Origin of the sequence: Litorimonas sp. WD9-15, assembly GCF_050271975.1 — a bacterium.
Taxonomy (GTDB): Bacteria; Pseudomonadota; Alphaproteobacteria; order Caulobacterales; family Maricaulaceae; genus Litorimonas.
In genome coordinates this window covers 882,742-908,710 of the sequence record NZ_CP189850.1, presented here as the reverse complement: position 1 = coordinate 908,710, position 25,969 = coordinate 882,742, and the positions used below count along the sequence as shown (strand labels likewise).

Sequence of the window (25,969 nt, the reverse complement as noted above, 5' to 3'; positions counted from 1 at the left end):
AACGTTCAAATTGAGAGGGAAACCGAAATATGTGTGGGATTATCGGGATTGCCGGACAAACAACCGTCACGGACCGTCTTGTCGACGGTCTAAAACGGTTGGAATATCGGGGTTATGACAGTTCGGGAATTGCGATCCTGAGCGGTGGAGAACTCTCCCGGGCGCGCGCCGAAGGCAAGATTAAGAACCTGGAAGCCCATATCAAAGATCATCCCTTAAACGGTCAGACGGGGATTGCACATACGCGTTGGGCCACGCACGGCGTTCCGAATGAAACCAATGCGCACCCGCATAAATCAGGCCGTGTTGCCGTTGTCCATAATGGTATCATTGAGAACTTTCTAGATCTACGCGAAAGCCTGAAAGGCCAGCGCGAGTTTCGGACAGAAACGGATACAGAGGTCGTTGCCCATCTGGTCGATGTTGAGTTGGAAAACGGGAAAACACCCCGCGAAGCGTTTGCCGCAACCCTGAAAAAACTCCATGGGGCCTACGCGTTTGGCGTTATCATTGACGGTGTGGAAGACGAAATATTCTGCGCCCGTGCGGGGTCTCCGCTCGCCCTCGGGATTGGGGATGATGAACATTATTTAGGGTCTGACGCGATGGCGATGGCGCAATTAACGAACCGCCTCATCTATCTAGAGGAAGGCGATTGGGCCGTCATACGGCCTGACGGTTTCGAAATTTTCGACCTGAAAGACCAGCCCGTCACGCGTGATGTTACCATCATTTCCGGCGGCCCGGCCATGGCGGAAAAAGGTAATTATCGCCATTTCATGCTCAAGGAAATTTACGAGCAACCCGAAACGATTACGCAAACACTCGGCAATTATGTCGATGAGTTCCGGCTCAGCGCGAATATTCCGGAATCTGTCGACTTTAAAGACTTTGACCGCGTTATCATCATTGCTTGCGGGACGGCCTGTTATGCGGGAATGGTTGCAAAATATTGGTTTGAACAAGTCGCAGGCCTCGCCGTGGATATCGATGTCGCCTCAGAATTTCGTTATCGCCGCCCCGTCTTGGGCGACCGCTCGCTCTTCCTCGCCGTCTCGCAATCCGGTGAAACCGCCGACACATTGGCAGCGCTGCGATATTGTAAGGAGGCGGGACTGAAAACCGCCGCGCTCGTCAATGTCATGACGTCAACCATGGCGCGGGAAGCCGATATTGCGCTACCCATTAACGCGGGCCCAGAGATCGGCGTGGCGTCGACGAAAGCCTTCACATCGCAATTGACGGCCCTTGCGGCGCTCGCGCTCTCTGCCGCTGTTTCACGTGGAACATTGTCGCGCGAAGGCGAAATCCGCCTGACGCGTGAACTCATCAAGCTACCGCGAAAAGTCACCGGAGCCCTGGAATTGGACAAAATGATTGAAGGACTCGCCTTTGAATTATCCAAGGCAAAATCCGCCTTTTATCTGGGGCGCGGCAGTCAAGTTCCTATTGCCTTCGAAGGTGCGCTGAAGCTCAAAGAAATCAGTTATATTCACGCCGAAGGCTATGCGGCGGGCGAGTTAAAACATGGACCGATTGCCCTGATTGAGGACGGTACACCGGTTATCGTGCTGGCGCCTTATGATGAGCTGTTTGAAAAAACGATTTCAAACCTGCAGGAAGTCGCCAGTCGCGGCGCGCGGATTACGCTCATCACCGATGAAATCGGCGCGAAGTCCGCGGCCAATATGGCAGCCGATATGATTGTCGTACCCAGCAGTGATAGCTTTGTCGCGCCCATTCTGACAACGATCGCCGTGCAATTGCTCGCCTATCACACGGCGGTGCATTTGGGCACGGATGTGGATCAACCGCGAAACCTCGCGAAGTCGGTGACTGTCGAATAATTAATTGCGCCGGAAGGGCAGCGCCAAACTCCAGAGGAGTTTTGACGGCGCATCTGTTTGGTGTTCAGACAGACCCAGCGTCAAATTACCGTCTGGTTTATCCGTATAGGTGCGGAATATCTTGTCCCACCAGATGACGGAAAATCCGAAATTCGTATTCGTTTCCCGCTCAATCACAGAGTGATGGATGCGGTGGAGTTTCGGCGTCACAAGGATTTGCCGCAGCGGGCGTTCGAGCCAATTAGGCAGCCGGGCATTTGCATGATTGAAAAGCGCAAACGCATTCAACGCAATTTCGAAAATAATCACGGCCAGGACCGGTGCGCCGAGTGCGACGACCGCCGCCATCTTGATTAACATGGACAGAACGATTTCCACGGGATGAAACCTGAGTCCGGATGTTGCATCCAGATCGCGGTCCACGTGATGGACCTTATGCAAGCGCCACAGCACCGGAATGCGGTGGAAGGCGACATGTTGCCAATAGATAATCAGATCGAGACAGATAATGGCGAGCGCGACCTCCGCCCAGACGGGGAGGTTGGTCACATTAAACAGACCCAGCCCTTGACTTTCCGCCCAAAGCGCAGCCCCAACGGCAATAATTGGAAAGAGAATGCGAATGGCCAGCGTATCAATCACGACCATCCCGAAATTTGTGATCCAGCGCGAGCTTCGTTTTTGAACACGCTCACGTGCCGGAAACAGAGACTCTAGGGCGACCATTGTAATAAGAACGCCTAGAAATATGCTCAGTCTGAGAGAACCTTCGGTCATGGTGTTCGCTCTAACAGGACCACGCGGTCACGACCATCATACGGCACAGGAAAACCCAGCTCGACCCAGGATCCCGCCGTCACATTTTCGTGTGTGCCGATTTGTAGGACGCCGCCTGTCACAGGATCGAACCACTTAATCTCCCAAATTCCACTGTCCTCAGGCAGGGACAAAATCCCCGTTCCACCTTCGATTAAGTAAATGGCGTATAATCCGTCTTTTCCAAAACAATAACTATCCGCGCGATCAATGATTCCTGCACAAGGCACCATCTCCCAATAGGGTAAATGCGTTTCGAAAAATTCAAGCGCGTGGCGCGTTTGATCCCAGAGGTTTTCACGCTTCCGCCAGTCCTCTGATTTCAGATCATTCGCCTCATGTAACCCGCCAAAGTACCACTCGACGCCAGCACCGCCTGCAAGAAGGTGGCCCCAGAGTGCGTGACGCCGCAGACTGTCATGTGTGGGGTCGACAGCATCTGTACGGGCCCCCGTATGCCAATGTCCGATTTCATCCATGGTCATGACCCAAGGCTGTGCGGCGGCTTTGGACTTCGCCACCCATTTCTGCGTCTCTGAATTGACCAGGCGACGATTGCTGATTTGAAAACTCAGGCCGTCCAGCCCGTTAAACCCAAGCAGTGGGTCGAGAATATGATCCTTATCTGCGGGTTCAGAATGGGTATGCAAAACAATGGGATGATCATAGGGGTCCAGCTGTGTCAGCGCCGTCACCATGTCACGCCTCTGATCATCCGTCTGCCCTTCAGGCCTCCAGAAAACGGGGCCGTTCTCCTCGCCCAAATTCCAGACCAATGCCGGGTGATGGGCAAACCGACTGATGAGTTCAGCAAAATAGAGCTGGCGGTCCGGTCCGGTCTCGCCCGCATCCATCGTCAGTTCATTCTCGGTCTCCTGCAAGACGACATGCATCATGATACCCCGGGACATCATATGATCGAAAACGATATTCCACTGCTCGAGCTTGGACACATCAAAGCGCGTAAAATCATCGGGCGCGTGGAACGGCCAAACATCTTTGCCGTCCCCGCCAATATTAAAGGTCAAGAAATAGGCTGCATTCATCCCGCGATCCGATAGATAATTCAGGCTGCCAATCAGACCTTTACCTTTCCCGTCCTGCCAGGTCGGATCACCGGCCTGCCAATCGGAAATATGCGGTTCATAGCTGTGCAGCACCCTGTCCGTCGCATTGCTTTCGCCGCTGCGCATCTGCGTCTCCATGCGGTAAGTTCCATCAAAATCCACATAGCCGAGCAGGTTTTCTGGCGAGTTCGTGCCGCCTTTCAGAAACCGCCGCCCATCCGAAAACCGGTAATACTGGCCCTCGGTTCGCAAAATCGGGACGGGGTCTGTGACCTCAAAACTACCGCTCGACATATTAAGGGGGATGGCAGTACCGCTTGCTTCAAAATCCAGCGCGATGCCCTCACCGCTTTCCAGTCGTGCGCTCCAATTCCAAAGCCCGGCGCGAGGCGGAGAAAAGTGCGCCCGCCAAATATTTCCGCGGGTCGCCCCTGTATTGGCCGCGTCACCATCGGCTGCAAAAAACCCTCGTATTTGGATTTCTTGATCTCCCTGCGTGAAATCAACCGTCAGGCGCATATCGGTAAATGGATTGGGCTCAGCCGTTTCCGATGTTTCCGGACCTATAAAATCGAGTGTAATAGGTTTCCCGCTAAAAGGGGTAGCAGGTTGAATGAGAGATATCTGGGTCTGGATTTCTGTCGATGTGTCAGGATTAGGCGTACAGGCCGTCAGAAGAACAGCCAAGCCAAAGACAAGTCGCCTCACGGGCGATTGCGGCCATGCGCGTCGTGACTTTCGACCCATTCGTCCGACACGACGGCGGTCGCGAGACTGATCTCACCCGCCAGAACTGTGCCCGCCACAATCTCGCAAAATTTCGCGACTTTGCCGCTGCCATAACAGTCCAGCATTTCCAGACATTCGCGCTGCGTCGCCAATCCAGTCCCGCCGCCATAAGTCGCGACGATAAGGGATGGGAGTGTAATGGACCAATAAAGATCGCCATTTTCCAATAATTCGACATAAGTCAGGCCAGCCTGACTTTCCGCAACATTAGCCGCATCCTGTCCCGTCGCAATGAAAATGGCCGCCAGCGCATTGGCCGCGTGGACGCCATTATTCGATGTCCCCGCATGCATGCCACCCATCATGGAAACCTGCCGCGCGCGGTAGAGATCACGCGTATCCGCCCGCGTCATTTTCAAGACGAGATCGCGGGGCAGAGTCACTTCCGCCACAACACGTGCTCCGCGCGAATGGATCGTATTTAATTGGCTATGCTTCTTATCCGTGTCGATTGCGCCGGACAGCGTGTATCGAATATCGGCCTCGTAATGCGCCATGATCCATTTGCACGCCGCGTCCGTCGCTTTGCCGCACATATTCTGTCCGGCGGCATCACCCGTTGTGTAGTTGAAGCGCGTATAATGCATTTTCGCGAGGCCGTAATGTTCCACGTGGGACAATTTCCCGGATCGGGTTGTGCTCTCTGCCGCCGCTTTGATTTCCAGCCAATTGGCCTTGAACCAATCCCGAAACGCGCGCGCGGCGCGGGCATCTGCAAAATGAAATACAGGGGCGCGTTGCATGTAACGTTCAACCACAGTTGTCTTCACACCGCCCGCTTCCGACAGAATACGCATGCCCCGGGAATAGCTGGCGACGAGAGTCCCTTCAGTCGTCGCAAGCGGCACATAAAAATCACCCTGCGCGTGTTCGCCATTAATTCTGATAGGGCCTGCCAAACCCAAGGGAACCTGCGCCGCGCCGATCGGGTTTTCTAAATTTCCGGGGAGCTGCGCGGGGTCCTGACTCGTTTGCGGAACATGTTTCAGAGCCGTGCCTGTCTGCGCCTGTATAAAGTCGAGGCGGGACTGAATCGCCCCTTGGGTAAAGTTATCCGCTTTATCGCGAGGAATGGACGGTCCGCGTGTGTCTTGTGTCATACGGAAACCCTAACGGCACAAAAGAAAGATAGAAACTAATTAAATAAGATTTTTGCCAATTTCGCCTTGTGCCAGCGGGCGTCACCAAATTGACTGTCATGGAAAATCGCGCGGCGACGATAGAGTTGTGCGTCGCAGTCATAGGTGAAGCCAAACCCGCCGTGAAATTGGATGGACCGGTCCGCCGCATAAGACAGCGCGCGCCCCGCCGCGACACGCGCCATGCGCGTGGCCACTTCGCCCTGCCCCTGATCCTCGAAGGAGTTGGCCGCCGCATAAAGCAGGGACCGCGCTTTTTCATAGCCGATATAGGCGTCCACGGTTGGATGTTTCAGCGCCTGATAGGACCCAATCAATTTCCCGAATTGTTTGCGCGTCGTGAGATAGTCCACGGTATAATCAATACAGGCCTGCGCCCCGCCGACCATTTCCGCACTGCCGAGCAGATTGGCGACGAGATCGATACGGTCGAGTGTAACTGCCGTCTTGTCTAGGTCCATCAAGGCCGTTTCCGGCAGAACCAATCCGTCGAGATTTAGCTCATAAGACCGTTTCGTCTCATCAATCAGCTTTTCTCGGCGCATCTGGGTGGCGTTAATTAAATTGTAATTAAAGACAAAGACCGCCGGACTCCCGTCCAGCTTCGCGCTCAAAACAATCCAACCCGCAATGTCTAAATTTTGGACGAGGATTTTTGTCCCGGACAGTTTGAATCCCTCCGCCGTCCTAACAGCTTCGCATTCGATATTTGTAAGGTCATAGGACCCGTTAATCTCGGACAACGCCAGCGTCGCCGCCTCCCCGTTTATAATCTTTGGCAGAATGTCCTGTTTCTGCGCCTCGGTCCCACCGAATAAAATAGCCTGTGCCGCCACTGTGGATGTCACAAATGGCAGACCCATCATGCGACGGCCCATCTGCTCGACAACGGGGACGACCTCAGCCAGAGAGAGGCCAACGCCATCGTATTCCTCCGGAACCGCGATGCCTAGCCAACCGAGCGCGGCAACCTCATCCCAGAGATCGCGGGTGAACCCGTTTACGTCTTCCAGCAGATTTCTGACCGTCGCCATATCGGATTTTTCACGGCAGAAATTTTCCGCCACATCCATGAGCTCGACTTGCTCTTCGGTTATTCCCAGCGATCCTAAATCCATGACTAATAGCTCTTAGGCAGGCCGAGGACGTGTTCCCCGATAATATTGCGCTGGATTTGCGACGTCCCGCCGCCAATAGTTGCTGAGAAAGCATTCAGATAATTCCGGTGCCACCAGCCCTTATCGACGGCATTGGGTTCATCGACATAATAGGCGCCGCGCGTCCCCTGTAGCGTCAGCGCATATTGATTGATTTCCCGCGCAAATTCCGTTTTGACGAGCTTGTCCATGAGGGGAAGTCCCGCAGGCTTATCCCGCATGAGCGAGCCGATCTTGGCGCGTTTCTGATTGAGTGACAGCGTTTGGGCATCAATAATAAAATCAATGAGATCGTCCTGCACGACCGGGTCATTGATCTGACCTGTTTCCCGCGCGAGATCCAAAATCGCGAGCGGGTCGGGCTCGGTTATAGAGTAACCTCCCGCCTGACCCCCACGCGCGCCGCGTTCATATTCCAGCGTGCGCATGGCGATTTTCCATCCCTCGCCTTCATTGCCCATCAGGCCATCTGCGGGCGCGCGAGCATCCGTGAAGAAGGTTTGGGTAAAGCCATGCTCACCCGTCAGCTTCCTGATTTTGCGCGTCTCCACCCCGGGTACATCCATCGGTGTCAGGATGAAGGAGAGGCCCGCATATTTATTCGGCGCGTCAGGATTTGTCCGCGCCAGCAGGATCATATATTTCGCGTAATGCCCGTGGGTTGTCCAAATCTTAGACCCGTTCAGAACATAGTCGTCACCATCGCGCACAGCCCGAAGCTGCGCATTGCCCAGATCAGAACCATTTTCCGGCTCAGAAAAGCCCTGACACCAGATATCATCCGCTGAGAGAATGCCTTTAATATATTTTTTCTTATGCGCTTCTGATCCAATATCGAGAATGAGGGGGCCCGCCCAACTGAGCCCGATTGTATTCATCATAATCGGGACTTCCAGTTTCCGCATCACCTTTGTCACTGCAGATTGATGCGCGTCGGTCAGGCCGCCGCCGCCATATTCCGACGGCCACGCCGCGCCCAGAAATCCAGCTTCATAGACTTTGCGCTGCCAATCTCGGAGGAACTCAAACTGTTCATCCGTGCCGACCTCCATAAAGGTGAGCGGCAGCATAAAATCCGGCGCGGCAGGTGTGTTTTCCGCAAACCATTTTTCAGCCTCGATGGCAAAATCTTCAACAGAAATCATTTATCTTCCACCTGTTTTAATGCGCTTTCCATGCGCTCGGCTACCGCTTCCATCCGCTCGGCCAGTGAGCCGCCGCCTGCGCCCGTGCCGAGCATCATTGTGACAAGCTGGTCAATCAGGCGTTTCGTGTCCGTTTTATTCGACCGGATCATCATCGTCTTTGCACCGTGATCCAATGCGCCAAAGAAGATGTCGCGTAACATCCAGACCTTGCTCTCAACGGCGATATCGCCCCGGGCGCGGCCATCGCGAATAATCGCATCAAACACACCGACATAGTGTTTATTCAGCGTGTAAATATCACTGCCCGAATATTCAGACAGGCTGGAGGTCAGGATGGGCAGCATTTCCAAAATGCCATATTCCTCCATCACCAATTCAATGTGATTGCGCGCAAGGAATTCCAATTTCTGACGCGTTGTCTTTCGCGCATCGACACCCAATTGCGCACTCTCAGTCAGGCGGGCATAAAAATCGGAAATGACACCCCGCGCCAAAGCGTCCTTATTCTCAAAATAAGTATAGAGCGTTCCGTCGGCGACGCCCGCTTCCCGCGCGATCATCGCCATCGTCGTCCGCGCATATCCATTCGCAATGAAGATCTCCCGCGCCGCAGAAACAATAACGCCTTCTTTCTGACGCACCCGCGATTGCCGGGTCTGAGCGGGCCTGGAAAGTGACATGGCATCAGAGCCGGAGGCGCTTTGTGTCGTCTCTGCCGGCCCGGATGCCATGTCTATCGCTCTCCCGCGAGGTCTGCTGCGACTTGACTTAACAAGTCTGAAGCGTATTCAATTTTCTTGAATTACTATTCAGCAAACGGCCCGAGTCAAGCACCGCTGTCAGGGTCAAAATGATGCGGACACTTTCATCATGACCAAAACTGTCAATATTGCAGGGGCGTCGGGCTATTGGGGCGAGAGCGCCATGGCGACGCCGCAATTGCTCGCCGCGCACCGCTCCGGCGATGTCCGTTTGGACTATATCGTCTACGATTATCTGGCCGAAATCACGATGTCGATTTTGGCGCGGTCAAAAGCGAAAAACCCGGAGACAGGCGGCTATGCGACTGATTTCGTCGAAGCCGTCATCCGCCCTCATATTAAAGAGATTGCGGAGACGGGCATTACGCTCATCGCGAATGCGGGCGGCGTAAATCCCGAAGCCTGCGGCGCAGCCGTGCGCGCGATTATTGCAGAGGCGGGATTAAACCTGAAAGTGGCTGTCATTTCCGGCGACAACAGAATGGGCGAGTTGGACATGATTTCCGCCGCGCCGCCGACAGATATGTTTTCCGGCGCACCTCTGCCAGAGCTTGATAAAGTCGCCAGTGTGAACACCTATCTCGGCGCTTTTCCCGTTGCGAAAGCTTTGGATGCGGGCGCGGATATCGTCATTACGGGACGTGTCGTGGACAGTGCCGTCACATTGGGTGCCTGTATCCATGAGTTCGGCTGGGGCGCGCAGGATTGGGACTTGTTGGCGAGTGGTTCGCTCTGCGGACATATTCTGGAATGCGGCCCACAGACTACAGGCGGGAATTTCACCGATTGGGAATTGGCGGGAGATATCGCAGAGATCGGCTATCCCATCGCGGAGGTTAGCGCGGATGGGAGTTTCATCACGACAAAGCCCTCCGGCACGACAGGACTTGTCAGTGTTGGCACTGTCAGCGAACAGATGGTTTACGAAATTGGCGACCCGCAGAGCTATCTCCTACCCGATGTGACGTGTGATTTCTCCGATGTCGTGATCAAGCAACAGGGCAAAGATCGCGTTTACGTCAGCCCCGCCAAAGGCCGCGCCGCGCCGACCCATTATAAAACCTGCCTGACCTATGCGGACGGGTTTCGCGCGGGACAATATCTGACCTTTTACGGTAACCGCTCAACCGCCAAGGCGAAAGCCTTTGGCGATGCCGCCATCAAACGCGCCGAAAGAGTTTTGCGCGCTTCGAACCTCGGTGAATTTACAGAAATCAGTCAGGAAATCATTGGCGGCGGGTCACAAATGGGCGTGGAGATTGACGCCTCTGAGGCCGTCTTAAAAATTGCAGTGAAACATCCCGAGGCCAAAGGTGTGGGGATTTTCCTCAAAGAAATGACGGGCGTCTTTCTCGCAACACCGCCGGGCCTCTCGGCCTTTACGGGGGCGGGGCGTCCGCGGCCTTCGCCTGTTGTGCGGCTCTTTTCCTATCTCACGCCGAAGGCTGAGATTACAGCAAAGATAGATGTCGACGGGGAGGTGACAACATATCAGGATGCCGTCTTCGAAGTTGCGCCAAATCCACAGCGGCCAGCCACACCGGAACCTGTGTCCGGTGATGTCGAGGTCACCGTCGAAGACCTCGCTTGGGCGCGATCCGGCGATAAGGGAGATAAGGGGAATATCGGCATTATCGCACGGGACGCGGAATATGTGTCAGCGCTCTGGTCCGCTCTGACCCCGGAATTTGTCGCGAAAACCATGGCGCATTTCATGGAAGATGAGGCAGAGATCGAACGCTTCTATCTGCCCGGTTCCCGCGCGATCAATTTCCTCATGGACCGCGCCCTCGGCGGCGGCGGTGCGGCGAGCCTGCGCAATGACCCGCAGGCCAAAGGCTTCGCACAGGTCCTACTGGCGCAGACCATCAAAGTCCAGGCAGAGATTGCCGCGCAATTAAACCGATGACCCCGGAAGCAAAAGACTTTAGCGAGGAATGTGAACAAATTCACGCCCTGCTCTCCGACTATGGTCCTGAGGTTTTCGACCGCGTCACATTGTTCAAAAACTGGACCATTGGCGACATTATCGGCCACCTTCACGCTTGGAATATTGCGGCTGATCTGACACTGACCGACCCAAATGGTTTTGCAGAATTTATCGGCATTGCCATGGGGTCACTGGGACAAGGCAAATCGCATCCTGAGTTTCAAAAGATCTATTTTGCGGGCCAATCAGATGCAGACATCTTTGCGGATTGGGCGGGTTATTTCCCCGTTATGTGCGAGCGCTTTCAAGTCGCCGCCCCCGATACCCGCGTGAAATGGGTCGGGCCGGATATGTCCGTGCGGTCCTGCATCATTGCGCGACAGATGGAACATTGGGCCCATGCGCAGGCGATCTTCGATGTGCTAGGTGTCGAGCGCAAAAATGCCGACCGTCTGAAAAATGTCGCGCATATCGGTGTGACAACCTATAGCTGGTCTTTCAAAGTGCGCGGAGAAACACCCCCTACGCCGAAACCTTTCGTTAAGCTCACCGCGCCCTCCGGCCAGATTTGGACATGGAACGAGCCGCAGACGGACAATCGCGTCGAAGGATCGGCGGAAAGCTTCTGCCAGATCGTGACGCAATGCCGGAACGTCGCGGATACTGATTTAAATTGCATTGGTGAGACGGCGAAAAGCTGGATGGCGAATGCGCAATGTTTTGCCGGTGGCGCCGAAACGCCCCCTGCCCCCGGAACCCGATATAAGGCCACATCATGAATCCCTATAAAGATAAAATCGCCTTCGTCACGGGCGCCGCTTCCGGCATTGGCTATGCCTTGACCGAAGCCCTCTTGAGCAAAGGCGCGAAAGTCATGATGGCGGATGTGGATGGCCCGGGATTAGAGGACGCCATTGCAAAACTGGGCGGCGCGTCGGATAATCTCTCCTCCACACTTTGTGATGTGCGGGATTTGGAGGCTGTGAAAGCGGCCGCCGACCTAACCGTCGAGACATTTGGCGGCGTGAATATCGTCATGAATAATGCGGGCGTTGGCTTGGCCGGACGGTCCGGGAAGACCCCGATTGAGGATTGGCGCTGGATTGTCGATATCAACCTGATGGGTGTGGTCCACGGCGTGGAAGTTTTCACGCCGCTCATTTCAAAAGCCTCAGGCGGGTTTATCCTCAACACAGCCAGCATGGCCGGTCACATGACGACCGAATATATGCCGCCCTATCACGCGACAAAATTTGCCGTCGTCGGCTATACAGAATCCATCGCGCAGGAACTCGCGAAGAAAAATATCACCGTCACAACACTCTGCCCGACTTGGGTGAAATCCAATATCGCGCATTCGGGGGATAATCGTCCGTCCGCCAGCATATTGGACGCCGCCACCAGCAGCGCTCTGACGATGACACAGGACCTCGTCTCTAACGGGATGGAAGCGTCGTGCTTAGCAGATCTCACACTCGCCATGATGGCCGAAGGACGATTGCATGTGTTCAACGACCCGGAGGCCAGACCCATGATTGATATCCGCGCGAAATCTCTCGCAGAAGATTATGATGCGGCGCTGGCATGGTTGGAGACGCATTCATGACCGCTGTTCAAGGCCATTACGATCCCGCATATAAATCTGTCCGGGAGGTTTTCGAACAAAACTTCGTGGAACGCGGCGAAGTCGGCGCCAGTATTTGTATCCGCGACGCCTCGGGCCGAACTCTTGTCGACCTCTGGGGCGGAAGCCATGCGGATAAGGAAACACCTTGGACACGCGATACAATGTCGATTGTGTTCTCTTGCACGAAAGCCGCCACGGCGCTCTGCGCGCAGATCTTGATTGATCGCGGCCAACTCAAACTTGATGCGAAGGTCACGGAGTATTGGCCGGAATTTGGGGCATCGGGTAAAGGCGAAACAACTGTTCGCGATATGCTCGGCCATCGCAGCGGCGTTCCGGCCCTGCGCAATCCTGTGAAACCCGGCGGTTTTCTGGATTTCGATTATGTCACGGAAGAACTCGCGGCAGAAACACCCTTTTGGGAACCCGGCACCGATCACGGCTATCACATGGTGACATTTGGTTGGACCGTGGGGGAATTAGTGCGGCGGGTATCAGGCAAAAGTCTGGGTCAGTTTTTCAAGGACGAAATCGCCACGCCCTATGGCGTCGACTTTCATATCGGCCTCCCCAAATCAGAGTTTGAGCGCGTCTCAAAAATGATTCTCTATAAACCTACGCCAGGGGATGTCCCGTCAGATTTTGTCAAAGCCATGATGACGGACCCGACCTCTCTTCAAGCCTTGGCTTTTGCGAATAATGGCGGGTGGTATTTCGACGCGCCGAACGCGTGGCAGGCCGAGATAGGCGGGGCCGGTGGTATCTCCAATGCACGGGGCCTTGCGGGTATGTTTGGCAGCCTTTTCGGTGAAACGCCTCTCCTGTCGAAAGACCGTCAGACGGATATGGCAAAGCCTGTCTCCGAGGGTGATGATCTCACACTCCTCATCCCGACGCGATTTGGGCAGGGATTTATGCTCAATATTGATAACCGTCATTTGGACGGCGAAGGGAATTCCGCCATTATGGGCGAAGCTGCATTTGGCCATGTCGGTATGGGCGGATCGATTGGCTTTGCGGATCCGGTGGCAGGCTTCGCCTTTGGGTATACAATGAACCGAATGGGCGGCGGAACTTTGTTAAATGATCGCGGCCAGAGCTTGGTCGATGCGGCTTACAGCTGTATCTAGCGGAATTAAGAGCTCGAAATCTTGCATTTTCGGCTTGCAGCTAAATCAATTTATTGGATTGATTTTTAACACTATAAGCCCATTTGCCGAACGGCGAGATCTTTCATAATTTCTTCCGAACCACCGCCAATCGCGATGACTTTGACTTCGCGGTAGACATTTTCGATGCGGTTGCCGCGCAAATATCCTGCACCGCCGAGGATTTGCATCGCTTCTGACGCGCAATATTCCAGCGCCTTTGTCGCGAAGAACTTGGCCTTGCAGATTTCCGCGACAGGCATATGACCCGCATCAATGGCCGCGCAGAGCATCCAGAGATTGGATTGCACGGCATCTATCTTCGCACTCATATCCGCGATTTTATGGCGGATAACCTGATGCCGGATCAGTTTTTTGCCAAAAGTTTCCCGCTCCTGCGCCCAAGCGATAGAGTCCTCCAAACAGACCTGCATCATACCCAGCGAACAGGCGACGAGGGTCAGTCGTTCATAATTAAAGTTCTGCATGATCTGGATAAAGCCGTAATCTTTTTGACCCATCAAATGCGACTCAGGAATACGACAATCATCGAAATAGAGCGTCGCCTGATTGGACGCCCACCAGCCCATTTTCTTTTTCAAAGCGGTTCGGGAAAATCCGGGGCGGTCCGCTTCGACGAAGAAGAGCGAAATGCCTGTCAGACCTTCGCCGCCCGTTCGCGCGCCGACGACAAAATAATCACTTTCCATCCCGCCCGTGATGAAGGTCTTCGAGCCGTTTAAAATCCATTCGCCGTTTTCCAAGCGAGCTGTCGTTTTGAGTGCAGCGACATCGGACCCACCGCCGGGTTCAGTAATAGCGAGCGAGCTGCCGACCCGTCCGGAGATGACCTCCGGCAGGACGCGGTTTTTAATCTCTTCCGTCGCCAGTTTCTGGATCGGGTCCAGCGAAATCCCTCTGCCCCCTAAAGCCGCCGGAACACCACCCGCGCCGCATTTCGCCATAGCGACGGCGAAATCCATTCGCATAAAAGGATCGTCAAATCCAAGGCCGCCATATTTTTCATCGATGCCAAAACCCCAAACGCCAAGCGCACCGACTTTCTCATGAAGCGCCCAAGGCACTTGCCCCGCCTCGTCCCAGTCATAAGCATAGGGCCGGATTTCGGTCTCAACGAAATTGGTCGCGGTTTCCCGAAAGGCTTTTCGCTCGGGCGTGTCAAATGGGTTTGGCAATCCGGTAATTTGGGTCATGCGGATAGAGTGAACAGCGGAGAGTGCGCTGGCAATGAAAAACTCTGAACAGCATCCCAATAAAAAAGGCGGCCCCGAAGGACCGCCTTTTCAAAATCATATCTAAACTGAGTTAGAAGCTCTTGCGAACACTCACGCCATAAGTCCGTGGCTGGTTCGGATAAGCATTGACCGTTCCGGCCTGCACAACACCCGGGAAGGCACTTGTGAAAGTCTCGTGGTCAAACAGGTTCCGGCCCCAGAAACGAACATCGAGTGTTTCGTCAAAGGTAAAGCCAAGGGAGCCGTTAAAGATGCTCGTATCACGGTCAACCCCGACGATATTGTCAACGACCTGAACTTCATCCTCATACTGATAATCACCGCGAATGAACGCATCCAAGCGATCAGAGAGTGTAAACTCATACTGCGCGGAGAATGTCATCGACAGTTCATTGATACCGGCAGGTTGGAAACCGGAGAGATCACCCACGCCATCGGCAACACCGTCAGCCAAGTCGAGTTCCCCGCCTGTCACAACCGGAGCACCTTGGAAATCATCATATTCCGGGTCCTGCCAAATACCAGCAACACCAAGTGCCAATCCTTCGACAGGTGTAAATGTCGAATCAAATTCGATACCCCGTGTGGACTGTGAACCCGCATTTGCCAGCACGAAGCCTGTGCCTTGGAAAATTGTGGACTGGAAATTATCAATCGTCTGGTCAAAGACCGCGAGGTTAAACGCACCCCAATCGAACCGTCCCTTCAGGCCTGCTTCGAAGACTTCAACTTCTTCCGGACCGGAGAAACGTGTCCCAAAATTCCGACCTGTTGCAGGCGTGAAATTGTTCGGCAGCAAGCCTGCAGTCTGCAGAGCCGTGGCATCCGCAAGGAATGGACGGGAGTCACGGGTCAGGTTGAAGGATGAGGCCTTAAAGCCCGTCGCGGTCGAGACATAAGCATTGAAATTATCATTAATTTCATAAGCGGCTTTGAGCGTATAGGTGAACTCATCATCACGTGTCCGACCGTCTTCAATGGCGTTCGGGAAAGCCAGGAATTGTGGTTGGAATTGCAGAGCCAGCAGACCGGCAAAAGGTCCATTCACCTCGTCCGCCGCCAGGCCTGCTGCGATGGGTCCGGCCGCCGCATTTGCACCCGCAAGAACCTGTTCGACATAACCCTGAGCTGCGGCTCCAAAGGCTCCGCTTTGTGCTGCGGCTAAGTTTTCAGGTGTAAAGTCCAACCCCAAAGCGTCCATAAATGACGGTATCATTGCATCTGGATTACCTGTCGTGAACAGACCCGTCGCAATCGCATCAGCAACACCAGGCTGTACAAGCGCAGTACCTTGAGCACCCGTCAGGGAAACATTACTGAAAGCGTCAGAGTTAACAGTGCTGGCAGAAACATTTTTCTTATCTTCAGTATAATTCCCACCGAGGGTCAATGTTAGACGGTCTGTTACGTCGAAATCCAAAGTACCGAAAATCGAAAAGGCTTCATTATCCTGACGGAAATCTTCTCTTGTTCCCGTACCACCTTCGAAGAACGCGCCCGTTTCAAACCCAAGAGCTTGTTCAATACCGAAGAGCGGGGATGCCGTTGGGCCATTCACGAATGTCAGCGGAATGCCGGCTGTTGGGGATGTCGGATCCGTGTCAATTGAAGCAAGCGCGTCGATATAGCCGCGCAGGTCATTTCCGTAAACGAAACCTGAGTCCTGCTCAATATTTTCGTCAAAGTAATAACCCCCGACCATCCACGCGAGCGGACCACCATTATTTGATGTTAGACGGAATTCCTGTGTGAACGTATCAATATCGACGAACTGGAATGTGTTCTCCAAGAGAGACAACGTATTAAAGTCGCTGTCACTGTTATAATCATAGGAGTTTTCACGATTAGATGTGATCGAGGTGAAGGTCATCCCACCAAGCAGGTCGAGGTCCCAGTCCAACTGCAATGAAACACCACCATCCGTGATATCATTATCTGTTTCACGGTTCACAGCGGTTTCATAGCTAAAGGCCTCGCCATCAGCAGCTGGGACAATACCACCCAGAGCATTCACGATACCCGCTGTCGGGCCGACAATCGCAGTTGTCACACCACAGCAATTTTCGCTGATCTTAGACTGATCCCAGATGAAGCGGGCGCTGAGATTATCCGTTGGTTCCCAAAGCGCTTGGGCGCGGATATTAAAACGGCCAAGATCATTGAAATCGCCGCCGGATGTTCCGGCTGCTGGCTCGAAATAGCCGCCACGATCCTGATATCCACCGCCAAGACTGACGGCGAGCGTGTCTGTAAGACCACCGGTAATATAGCCTTTGGCATAGTTCAGGCCATAATTGCCGATCCCACCTTCAACATAGCCATTGGCGTCAAAATCAGGCTTGGCCGTGACAACGCTGACGACACCCGCGGAGGCATTCTTACCAAAGAGTGTGGATTGCGGTCCGGAGAGGACTTCAACACGTTGCAAATTCGGCAGATCGCCGATTTGAGCCGCCGCGCGGGAACGGTAGACACCATCAATAAACAGACCAACAGATGGCTCAATACCGATATTGTTACCGCCATTACCAAAACCGCGAATGGTCAGGGTCGTGTTACCCGCATTTTGCAGTTGGGATACACGGAAAGTCGGCACAACAGATTGAAGATCTTTAATGTCGAGAATTTGCGCCTTTTCAATCACATCTGCTGTCGTAACAGTCACGGCAACCGGTGTCTCTTGAAGGGTTGTATCCCGCTTAGTGGCACTAATGATGATGACATCATCAGCCGAAGATTGAGCAAAAGCGGGTGCGGTTGCGAGCAGGGCAAAGGCAGAGGCGGAAGCCGCCAGAAGGGTAGTTGTCTTGGTCATATTTCCCCAGTGGGTTTTGTGGATCGTGGACTTTGTCGCCACGGTTGAGATTTCAATTATATAGGAGAATACGATATGGCAAGTGATAGGGATGTGGTTGAAACAATTGCTTTCCGTCTGTTGCGGCCTTGCAACAACCCTGAACAGAGTGGTGACCTTTAGATCTGGGTCATTTATGATCCTCACATGCCAGCCCCCCTTCCCTTGACCCAAACAGATGCCCCGGCCCTTGATTGGTCGCGCCCGGACACGCCTGCGGCTTCGGATTTCGGCGATATCTATTTTTCAACAGATGGTGGGTTGGACGAAACGCGTGCTGTCTTTTTAAACGGTTGCGGGCTGCCGGAACGGTGGGCGGACACCGCCATTTTCACGGTTGCGGAAACGGGGTTTGGCTCCGGTCTAAACTTCCTTGCGACGTGGCAAATGTGGTTGAAGACACATGCAGCAGGTCAGAGACTGCATTTCGTCTCCATTGAAAAATTCCCGTTTGATGCGGAACAACTGGCCCGTGCACTTGCCGCATGGCCGGAACTCACTGAATTATCGGCGCAACTCATCGCCGCTTGGCCGGGCCGCGTGAAAGGGTTTCATCGCCTAGAATTCGGCTCGGTGTCTCTCACGCTCATCCATGATGATATCTCGACCGCTTTGGACGCTGTACCTTCATTGAAGGCAGAGGCTTGGTTCCTCGACGGATTTTCTCCGAGTAAGAATGAAGCGATGTGGTCAGAAGAAGTTCTGGCAAAGATCGGAACGCGCTCTGCGGCGGGTGCCCGGCTTGCGACCTTTACGGTCGCGGGCCATGTACGACGCGGCCTGATGGAAGCGGGTTTTACGGTCACGAAACAACCCGGGTTTGGACGGAAACGCCATCGTCTAGAGGCCGTCTATGAAGGAGCTGAAACCGCGAGTAAAACTGAGGTCGGGAAGGTGCTTATCGTCGGTGCAGGTATTGCCGGACGGTCCCTCGCACGCGCGCTCAGACGACGCGCGATTGATTTCGACATCATCGATAATCGCGCACACCCGGCCGCCAGCGAAAATCCTGCTGCACTCGTCAAACCACGATTGGATTTGCAGGACCGTCCGGAAGCGCGGTTTTTTCTGTCATCTTATCTCTATGCCTTACGGGAATATCAAGCTGAGGCTGTCCTCTCGCGCGGTGTCCGACAAATTCCGAAAACGCTAAAAGAAACGGAACGATTTGAAAAACTGGCGGCACAAAACTCCTTGGGCATGGACCATTTGAAATGGACGGGCGACGCACTGATCATGAAAAGCGCCGTCGTAATTGACCCGTCGAAAGTTTACGCAAATTTCGAAATTCGACGTGAAAATGCTGAGGACGCGATTTCAAGAGGCCCGTACAGCCACATCCTCTTCGCGGCCGGATACGGCATCAAAGCCCTTCTTCCCAATCTGGATATGCGCTTTTCGCGGGGGCAATTAAGCTGGGCCACAGAGGCCGTGGATGAGCCATTGGCCTATGGGGGTTACGTCATTCCGATGAATGGACACACATTGGTCGGGGCAACCCATGACCGTTTGGATGAGGGAGATCCATTTGAGATAAGGCCCAGGGATGATGAAAGAAATTTCGAGGCTTACTCTACCATAACAGGGCGAACTCTCGCACCCGCCAAACGACAAAGCCGGGCCAGCGTGCGTGTGACCAGCCGCGACACCCTACCCGTTATCGACCAGATAGATGATACAAAATGGGTGCTGACGGGATTAGGGTCGCGAGGCTTCACCTTTGCTCCGCTCCTCGCGGAAGCGCTGGTCTCTGAAATATGTGGCGAAGTCTCACCCTTGGAGCGGGCCGTGATAGCCCGCTTCCGACGACGCTAGTTAATCGCGGGCGTCAATGTCTATGTCTGCAGAGCCGGAAGTCTTTAGCTCCGCCACGCCCGTCACACGATCAACATAAATTTCACTGGAACCCGAGGCCCGGAGATTTGCATCCGTGACATCAGCTTCAACAGTAATGTCGGACGACCCGCTGGCTTTCACCATCAGCGTTTCTATCTCTCCGCCGTCAATTTGCAAACTGGACGAGCCTGACACTTCAATTTCTGCCGTCTCCGCAAAGACGTCGCCTGTTTCCAAATCGCCTGACCCACGGGCGACGAAGACCATGTCTCCGCGAATATCACCGGTATCGACATCACCGGAGCCACGAGAACTCCCCGCGAAACCACCGTCAATATCACCGACATCCAAGTCTCCGGACCCGCGTAGGTCGGCGACCAAGCTTTCAATATCACCCAAGTCCACATCACCGGACCCGCGAGAATTTAAGATAACCGCTCCAGAAATGTCGCCGCCATCAATGTCACTTGATCCGCGAATTTCAATATCCGCAGACGCAGCCTCACCGAAATCCAGATCGGCAGAGCCGCGTGATATGAGCTTAAGGTCGCCGTCAATGCGGCCCAATTTGACGTTCCCGCAACTGACGAGTTCGAGATCGGCGGACCCGACATTAGGCTCACCAATCGTAAAGAGAACGGAGTTCCGAACAATGAGTTCTGTATCTTCCGGCAGTGTAACATCTATAACGGGATAGTCCTTGAGGTCTTTATAGCCGCCATAGGTCCCCTCGCTTTTCTTCTTGCCCCAATCCCATGACCAATTGGCATAAGTGTTCTTACAGCCTTGGTTATCAATGTCTTCAATGCCACCATCAATCGTCAAACCATTGCGGGTCGAGACATCGACTTTATCGGCATTGTCTGTGACGTCAGCCTCCAATGGACCATTTGTCCAATTAATCGTTCCGACGAAATCCCGGATTTCAACGGCTTCATCCGCGTGAGCCGTTGTCGCCATGAGGGCCGTTGCGCCAATGGCAAGGTAGAATGTTTTGAAGGTCATGATCTAAAACCCAATCCGAATATGGTGATCTCCAGGAAATTCGAGGTCGACAAAGACAGCGGTATCTTCACCCAATGTGAATTCAAATCCTGCCGGACCGTGGCCGATTTCCAGATAGGCAATCTGCGCGACGACCTGTGTTTCTGGCAGGGGCAGGATGACCTGCTCTGCTGTCGGATTAGCTGCCCCCGTCAGGGCCAGTGCGGATATTGTAAATGTTGTTTTGATCATGGCCGTGTCTCCCTTTTAGCCAATCGTTGAAATGAATGAGGCGCGTGGCACCGCGCCTCGATTTATTTTAGCCTTCCAAATCCCGGAAGTCGCGACGGAGCTTCCACTCTTTGGAGGTGATGGACCGTTCCAGATCCTGTAAGCGAACTTCGACAGACCGGAACTTTGACTTTACGTCATTATAGGTCGTTTTCGATCCGGATGTGCCTGCTGGCGCTTCCATCGTGTTCCGGGCCTCATATTGCTCGCGATATTCGCGGACATACGGTGCGCGGGGGTCCTTGGGCATCAAGACCCAGAGGATGAAATAGGCGATAACCGGAACGCCTGTGAAAATGATCAGCAGGATTGTGATGATCCGGACCAGCGTGTGATCCCATCCAAGGTAATCACCAATCCCGGCGCAGACGCCGCCTAATTTCCCGTCAATTTTATTCCGGGTCAGGCGGCGGGCGGGCTCGCGGCTGTAATTATAGCCATCATCAGTTCCGTCCCAATTCGCATCCCGCATCATACGGTCAGTCTCATTTTTGTAACGTGTACTCATTTCTCTCTCCAATCCGGAACTTCGTCGTCCAGGATTTTCTCCAATACGGAGACGCGTCTGTCCAAAATATCTGCGATTTTTGACATCTGTGTTAACTCAACTGACTGGTCTTCGGTAATCGTACCGGCCGTCTTGTTCAGATGTTTGTAATGTAAGCTCACCCACACGATGCCGAGCACCATGATGAAGGGGGCGAGTGCGACTAGAATTCCCATATCCATGCCTTCCTATCTCTCTCCTATTTTTAATTGTTTGCACCCGGGCTCTGTCCGGAGTTTCGTCCGGAAGGGGTTCGGGGTAAAGCCCGGGCGCAAGTTCGGCAAGGGTGGGTTTTAACCAGCCTTTTTCTTAGAACCGCCATTTGCGGCTTTGGGTTTATTGATCCGGGCTTTCAGCGCGGCCAATTCGTCCTCAACGGCGTCATTGGCTTCCAGTTCGGCGAACTGGCTCTCTAAGCTATCACCACCGGCACCGAGGTCGAAACTCTCGACATGGGCTTCCAGCTCGTCGACTTTCCGCTCCATCCGCTCATAGCGGGCGAGGGCGTCTTCGACTTTCGTGTCGCGAACCATTGTGCGCATCTTAATCTGCCCTTTGGCAACCGATGAGCGCATGGACAGCGCCTTATGCTTGGCCTTCGCCTCGTTCAGCTTCGTTTGCAGCTTTGCGAGGTCATCATCCGCTTTGGACACAGCCTCATCCAGAACCGCAATTTCGCGTTCCACGACATCGACCATAGCTTCAGACTGCTGCTTGGCAGACAGAGCACCGCGGGCGAGGTCTTCGCGCCCCTTATTCAGGGCGAGTTCGGCCTTGGCTTCCCAATCGCTGGCACGCGAGGCATAGTCATCGGCTTTGCGGGACAGCTCTTTGCGTTCCGCGATGTTCCGAGCGGCGTCCGTGCGGACTTCGACCAATGTATCTTCCATTTCCTGGATGATAAGGCGGGCGATCTTTTCTGGATCCTCTGCCTTGTCAATCATGGCGTTGAGGTTCGAGTTAATGATGTCGCCCATGCGGGAAAAAATACCCATGTTTTCGTCTCCTAGTGACTTTTGATAAATTGCCCGAAAACGGGCGGGTTAGAGGTTAAAGAAAAATCATCCCGATAAGAGCGCCGGCGGCGAAAAAGCCCCAGCATTCTGTTGGGCGGGATTTCAGGTACCGGACAAACCGGGCACCTTTGATGCGCCAGCTGTCCGAAGATCCATTATAACGATCCATAGTTCGTCTCCTTAAATTGTGCCGTAGCACCAGACGCGTGTCGGACGGGTCCGGGACCCGAGGATGGCGGACCGGCGTGCGGAACGTGAACGGCGAGTAATGCCTCCCGTTTCTGGTGCAGTGGTGGCACCCACTGTTTCCATGTCTGTGTCGATTGTACGGAAGGTCATTTTATCTCTCCTTAGTCTTCCAAAGTGTTTTGCCGTGATTGGCGTTTCGTCTCCTTTTGGCGTTTGGCTGTTGCCTCCCGCCGACAAACAAAAGATGGCGGAGTGCGGCGTTTTTGTCGATATTTTTTAAACTATTGAAATATATACGTTTTTTACTTTCTTCAAATTCTGACGCCCAGATGAATAGTAGGAATATTATAAATTTAGTTATTTACACCAACCATATTTGGTATATTTAGCTAAATATGGCAGCTCTCCCCCCACAGCCCATTGGTCAGTCGCAGGCTTATCTCGCGATTCTGGATCAAGTTTCCGATGCTGCGGTGCTGGAACGCCCCGTTTTGATCGCCGGAGAGCGCGGAACCGGCAAGGAATTGATCGCCTCTCGTCTCCATTTCCTCTCTCCAAGATGGGAGCGCGTCTTTATTACGGTCAATTGCGCGGCCTATACAGATGAACGTTTGGACGAAGAATTGTTCGGGGAGAGCTTTCTGGACGGCCGCGAAGATACGAATGGCAAGTTTTATCACGCCGATGGCGGAACAATTTTTCTCGACAATATACATGTCGTCTCCCCCCGCCTTCAGGAAAAGTTGATGGGGGCCGTTGAATATGGACGGTTCGAGGCCAGCGGCGAACATTCCGAACAGGAAGTCGATGTCCGCGTCATCGCGGCAACAGCAATCGACTTGCCCGCCGCCGTACAGCGCGGCGATTTTCGCGCAGACCTGCTGGACCGGCTCGCCTTTACCGTTCTCACACTTCCGCCGTTGAGAGCCCGGCGCGATGACATCTTGCCATTGTCAGAACATTTCGGACGAAAAATCGCTGCGGAAATGGGTGCGGATAGTTTCCCCGGTTTCACGGCGGAAGCCAGTGAGAGCCTATTGGAACGCCAATGGACGGGGAATGTGCGGGAGTTAAAGGCCGTCATTGAACGGAATACTGCGCGGCATTGGCTGGCCGATGAAACACTCAGCGAGCCCATTGGTCCCCTGCGCTTTGACCCCTTTGCAGGACCGCATCGGTTGCGGGATGCGCAGCCCCCAGCGCCAACGATACATCCTGCAACACGTCAGTCTATGCCTGCCGTCCCAGCGCCTCCGAACACCGACGCCCCCCTGCCCGCCTATACGCTGCCGCCATTACAGGCAGAGGACACTGCGACCGCCAGTTTTGCGGATCGCGTCATGCGGTTTGAACGTGGCCTGATTGACGAAGCCCTGCGGGTGAGCGGGCAGCATCAGGGGAAAGCGGCAGAGCGATTAGACCTGAGCTACCACCAATTCCGAGGCCTGCTCCGCAAACATGGTTTGAAGAAGTAACGTTCAGATTTGCATCTGGCGCAATTTGCGAGCGCCCCTTAAGGTTCTGCAAAAGAGTCTAAGGGGAAAATTATGCGTGCACTCATAATCGGGGTCAGTGGTATCGCACTCGTGGCCTGTCAGGCAGAAACCTCAGCGCCGCCTGCAAAACCCGCCCTAAAGGCCGAGACCACAGCGGCAGAAATTATCCGCACCCCGACCAAGACAGCCCTGTTTGGCGACCTCCACGTCCACACGATGAACTCTTTCGACGCCTATATTTTCGGGACGCGCGCAGATGCGGATGCGGCCTACCGTTTTGCCAAAGGTGAGCCGATGGAAAACGGTATGGGCGCGACGATAGAACTGGGTGGACCTGCGCTCGACTTCTACTCTGTCACCGATCACGGCGAATATATGGGTGTCGTCCCGGCCATGGCAACGCGGGGTACAGAGCTTTCAAAGACGGAGACCGCCAAATCCATTTTCGGCCTGCTGGCCACAGATCGCCGCGCAAATTTCCTACGCATCGGGCAGACCGTCGTCAGCGGCGACGAACTGGAAGACATCTATGATCGAAGTCATATGGACGTCGTCTGGGCCTCCACAGTCGCCGCCACCGAAGTCCATAACCAGCCGGGCGTCTTCACGACTTTTGCGGGTTATGAATATACGGCCATGCGGCAAGTCACGGATACGGCCGCCGCGAACCTCCACCGGAATGTCATATTTAAGGATAGCGCACCAGAGCGTCTCTTCACGACATTGGACAGTCCGAACCCGGAGGACCTTTGGGCCTGGATGGACGAACAGCGGGCGGACGGGAATGCCGTTATGGCGATCCCACATAATTCCAACGCCTCCAACGGGATGATGTTTGCGGGGTCTATGTCTGCGGATATGGCTGCTCTTCGCATACGGAATGAACCCCTTGTCGAGATCACACAGTTAAAAGGCACATCGGAAACGCATCCCGCCCTCTCGCCCAATGATGAGTGGTCGGATTTTGAGCAATATGACTACCTGATCGGCTCGCGTGACAAATCCACCCCTGAAATGGGCAGCTTTATCCGGCAAGCCCTTGCCCGCGGCCTCGGTATCGAAACCGCAACAGGTGTGAACCCCTATCAGTTTGGGGTGATCGGCAGTTCAGACACGCATCTAGGCGGGCCGAGTTTGAGTGAAGAGGATTTTTTCGGGAAATTCCCGCATGATCTCGATCCCGATAATCGTCAATCCACCCCACCAAAGGGGGCTGATGCATGGCCGGAGGAGTATCAGCCACCCGCCGACCTCATCTCGACACCGCAATATGGCGCGTCCGGTCTGGCCGGTGTCTGGGCCGAAGCAAATACACGGCAGGATATTTTCTCGGCCCTACAAGCGCGGGAGACATTCGGCACGTCAGGACCGCGCATGAAAGTCCGCTTCTTTGGATTCACAGGGGAAGCGCCCGACCCTTCGGATGCGGATATGATCTCGCAATCCTATGCGCGCGGCGTTCCGATGGGCGGACAGTTGGATGTTGACTCCGCGCCGACCTTTCTCGCTTGGGCCAGCCGTGATGCAGGATCCGCCCCGCTGGAGCGCTTGCAAATGATCAAGACGTGGATGGAGGGCGACACGCCACGGGAGAGCGTCATCGATATTGCCTGCGCGGAAGGAGAACCTTCGAATGAGCGCTGTCCCGCGCAATCAACCGCGCTTGATCTTGCCACCTGCACGCGGTCCGGCGACGGCGCAGGCGAGCTGAGAACACTCTGGACGGATCCTGACTATGCGCCGGATGAAACGGTTGCTTATTACATCCGCGTGCTGGAAGCCCCGAAATGCCGTTGGAGTACGTGGGACGCCGTTCGGAACGGCACAGCGCCGAGCCCTATTCTCAAACCGACGGTCCAAGACCGCGCCTGGAGCAGTGCGATCTGGGTGCAATAAAAGTGGCCCAGACCTGATTCAGGCCTTGATGTTTTCAAGTGCCGCCCATATATCGCTCATTCTCCGAAACACGGAGAGTATTGGTAGCGCGGGATGGAGCAGCCCGGTAGCTCGTCAGGCTCATAACCTGAAGGTCGTAGGTTCAAATCCTACTCCCGCAACCAGTCCAAAACAC

General features: G+C 54.3%; 23 protein-coding genes and 1 tRNA gene. 9 read left to right on the top strand and 15 right to left on the bottom strand.

Annotated elements, in window-relative coordinates; all coding sequences use genetic code 11:
* Nucleotides 1–29: 29 nt before the first annotated feature.
* Complete coding sequence (gene glmS, locus ACP9M6_RS04305) at nt 30–1,847, top strand: glutamine--fructose-6-phosphate transaminase (isomerizing) (RefSeq protein ID WP_427453788.1); 1,818 nt, start codon at nt 30–32, stop codon at nt 1,845–1,847.
* Here glmS and ACP9M6_RS04300 read toward each other — a convergent pair whose 3' ends face one another.
* Genes ACP9M6_RS04300 through ACP9M6_RS04275 form a run of 6 tightly spaced genes read right to left on the bottom strand, consistent with a single transcriptional unit; the run spans nt 1,848 to nt 8,694 of the window.
* Nucleotides 1,848–2,624, bottom strand: a complete 777-nt coding sequence (locus ACP9M6_RS04300; protein ID WP_427453786.1) for a sterol desaturase family protein — start codon at nt 2,622–2,624, stop codon at nt 1,848–1,850. It lies immediately after the preceding gene.
* Complete coding sequence (locus ACP9M6_RS04295; RefSeq protein WP_427453784.1) at nt 2,621–4,417, bottom strand: DUF5060 domain-containing protein; 1,797 nt, start codon at nt 4,415–4,417, stop codon at nt 2,621–2,623. The genes ACP9M6_RS04300 and ACP9M6_RS04295 overlap by 4 nt, the downstream gene beginning before the upstream one ends.
* A gap of 17 nt (nt 4,418–4,434) precedes the next feature.
* The gene (locus ACP9M6_RS04290) at nt 4,435–5,619 is read right to left on the bottom strand and encodes a hydroxymethylglutaryl-CoA reductase (RefSeq protein ID WP_427453782.1); all 1,185 of its coding nucleotides are present in this window, start codon (nt 5,617–5,619) and stop codon (nt 4,435–4,437) included.
* 35 nt (nt 5,620–5,654) lie between these two features.
* Nucleotides 5,655–6,776 carry an acyl-CoA dehydrogenase family protein gene (locus tag ACP9M6_RS04285; protein ID WP_427453780.1) on the bottom strand — a complete coding sequence of 374 codons (1,122 nt, stop codon included), beginning with the start codon at nt 6,774–6,776 and terminating at the stop codon, nt 5,655–5,657.
* Nucleotides 6,777–6,778: 2 nt separating this feature from the next.
* Nucleotides 6,779–7,960 carry an acyl-CoA dehydrogenase family protein gene (locus ACP9M6_RS04280; protein WP_427453778.1) on the bottom strand — a complete coding sequence of 394 codons (1,182 nt, stop codon included), beginning with the start codon at nt 7,958–7,960 and terminating at the stop codon, nt 6,779–6,781.
* Nucleotides 7,957–8,694 carry a TetR/AcrR family transcriptional regulator gene (locus ACP9M6_RS04275; RefSeq protein ID WP_427453776.1) on the bottom strand — a complete coding sequence of 246 codons (738 nt, stop codon included), beginning with the start codon at nt 8,692–8,694 and terminating at the stop codon, nt 7,957–7,959. The genes ACP9M6_RS04280 and ACP9M6_RS04275 overlap by 4 nt, the downstream gene beginning before the upstream one ends.
* 139 nt (nt 8,695–8,833) lie before the next feature.
* On the opposite strand from ACP9M6_RS04275, the gene ACP9M6_RS04270 reads away from it, so the two are divergent.
* From ACP9M6_RS04270 to ACP9M6_RS04255, 4 genes are read left to right on the top strand one after another with little or no spacing between them, the layout of a single operon-like run.
* Nucleotides 8,834–10,633, top strand: a complete 1,800-nt coding sequence (locus ACP9M6_RS04270) for an acyclic terpene utilization AtuA family protein (RefSeq protein ID WP_427453774.1) — start codon at nt 8,834–8,836, stop codon at nt 10,631–10,633.
* Entirely contained in the window at nt 10,630–11,433 is an 804-nt protein-coding gene (locus tag ACP9M6_RS04265; protein WP_427453772.1) for a TIGR03084 family metal-binding protein, read from the top strand. Before ACP9M6_RS04270 ends, ACP9M6_RS04265 begins: the two co-directional genes overlap by 4 nt.
* A complete protein-coding gene (locus tag ACP9M6_RS04260) occupies nt 11,430–12,260 on the top strand; it encodes an SDR family oxidoreductase (protein WP_427453770.1) in 831 nt (276 codons plus the stop codon). The genes ACP9M6_RS04265 and ACP9M6_RS04260 overlap by 4 nt, the downstream gene beginning before the upstream one ends.
* Nucleotides 12,257–13,411, top strand: coding sequence for a serine hydrolase domain-containing protein (locus ACP9M6_RS04255; protein WP_427453768.1), 1,155 nt, complete (start codon nt 12,257–12,259; stop codon nt 13,409–13,411). The genes ACP9M6_RS04260 and ACP9M6_RS04255 overlap by 4 nt, the downstream gene beginning before the upstream one ends.
* 71 nt (nt 13,412–13,482) lie before the next feature.
* On the opposite strand, the gene ACP9M6_RS04250 is transcribed toward ACP9M6_RS04255, so the two are convergent.
* Both ACP9M6_RS04250 and ACP9M6_RS04245 read right to left on the bottom strand, forming a co-directional pair.
* Entirely contained in the window at nt 13,483–14,625 is a 1,143-nt protein-coding gene (locus ACP9M6_RS04250; RefSeq protein WP_427454749.1) for an acyl-CoA dehydrogenase family protein, read from the bottom strand.
* A gap of 130 nt (nt 14,626–14,755) precedes the next feature.
* The gene (locus ACP9M6_RS04245; protein ID WP_427453766.1) at nt 14,756–17,500 is read right to left on the bottom strand and encodes a TonB-dependent receptor; all 2,745 of its coding nucleotides are present in this window, start codon (nt 17,498–17,500) and stop codon (nt 14,756–14,758) included.
* A gap of 186 nt (nt 17,501–17,686) precedes the next feature.
* Between ACP9M6_RS04245 and mnmD the strand changes: the two genes are divergently transcribed.
* Complete coding sequence (gene mnmD / locus ACP9M6_RS04240) at nt 17,687–19,354, top strand: tRNA (5-methylaminomethyl-2-thiouridine)(34)-methyltransferase MnmD (protein ID WP_427453764.1); 1,668 nt, start codon at nt 17,687–17,689, stop codon at nt 19,352–19,354.
* On the opposite strand, the gene ACP9M6_RS04235 is transcribed toward mnmD, so the two are convergent.
* The 7 genes from ACP9M6_RS04235 to ACP9M6_RS04205 all read right to left on the bottom strand — a co-directional run bounded on the left by ACP9M6_RS04235 (nt 19,355) and on the right by ACP9M6_RS04205 (nt 22,552).
* Nucleotides 19,355–20,380, bottom strand: coding sequence for a GIN domain-containing protein (locus ACP9M6_RS04235; RefSeq protein WP_427453762.1), 1,026 nt, complete (start codon nt 20,378–20,380; stop codon nt 19,355–19,357).
* 3 nt (nt 20,381–20,383) lie between these two features.
* Nucleotides 20,384–20,611, bottom strand: coding sequence for a hypothetical protein (locus ACP9M6_RS04230; protein ID WP_427453760.1), 228 nt, complete (start codon nt 20,609–20,611; stop codon nt 20,384–20,386).
* A gap of 67 nt (nt 20,612–20,678) precedes the next feature.
* A complete protein-coding gene (locus ACP9M6_RS04225; RefSeq protein ID WP_427453758.1) occupies nt 20,679–21,158 on the bottom strand; it encodes a PspC domain-containing protein in 480 nt (159 codons plus the stop codon).
* A complete protein-coding gene (gene pspB / locus ACP9M6_RS04220) occupies nt 21,155–21,373 on the bottom strand; it encodes an envelope stress response membrane protein PspB (RefSeq protein WP_427453756.1) in 219 nt (72 codons plus the stop codon). Before pspB ends, ACP9M6_RS04225 begins: the two co-directional genes overlap by 4 nt.
* Nucleotides 21,374–21,490: 117 nt before the next feature.
* Nucleotides 21,491–22,192 (bottom strand): phage shock protein PspA, encoded by a 702-nt coding sequence (gene pspA / locus ACP9M6_RS04215; protein WP_427453754.1) that lies wholly within the window; start codon nt 22,190–22,192, stop codon nt 21,491–21,493.
* Between the two features lie 55 nt (nt 22,193–22,247).
* Nucleotides 22,248–22,382, bottom strand: a complete 135-nt coding sequence (locus ACP9M6_RS04210; RefSeq protein ID WP_427453752.1) for a hypothetical protein — start codon at nt 22,380–22,382, stop codon at nt 22,248–22,250.
* A gap of 11 nt (nt 22,383–22,393) precedes the next feature.
* Complete coding sequence (locus tag ACP9M6_RS04205) at nt 22,394–22,552, bottom strand: hypothetical protein (protein WP_427453750.1); 159 nt, start codon at nt 22,550–22,552, stop codon at nt 22,394–22,396.
* A 245-nt stretch (nt 22,553–22,797) separates the two neighbouring features.
* Here ACP9M6_RS04205 and ACP9M6_RS04200 point away from each other — a divergent pair, with 245 nt between their 5' ends.
* The 3 genes from ACP9M6_RS04200 (at nt 22,798) to ACP9M6_RS04190 (ending at nt 25,958) form a co-directional block, all read left to right on the top strand.
* Nucleotides 22,798–23,877 carry a sigma 54-interacting transcriptional regulator gene (locus tag ACP9M6_RS04200; RefSeq protein ID WP_427453749.1) on the top strand — a complete coding sequence of 360 codons (1,080 nt, stop codon included), beginning with the start codon at nt 22,798–22,800 and terminating at the stop codon, nt 23,875–23,877.
* A gap of 72 nt (nt 23,878–23,949) precedes the next feature.
* Complete coding sequence (locus ACP9M6_RS04195; RefSeq protein ID WP_427453747.1) at nt 23,950–25,794, top strand: DUF3604 domain-containing protein; 1,845 nt, start codon at nt 23,950–23,952, stop codon at nt 25,792–25,794.
* 87 nt (nt 25,795–25,881) lie between these two features.
* A tRNA-Met gene (locus tag ACP9M6_RS04190) sits at nt 25,882–25,958 on the top strand.
* The last annotated feature ends 11 nt before the right edge of the window (nt 25,959–25,969 follow it).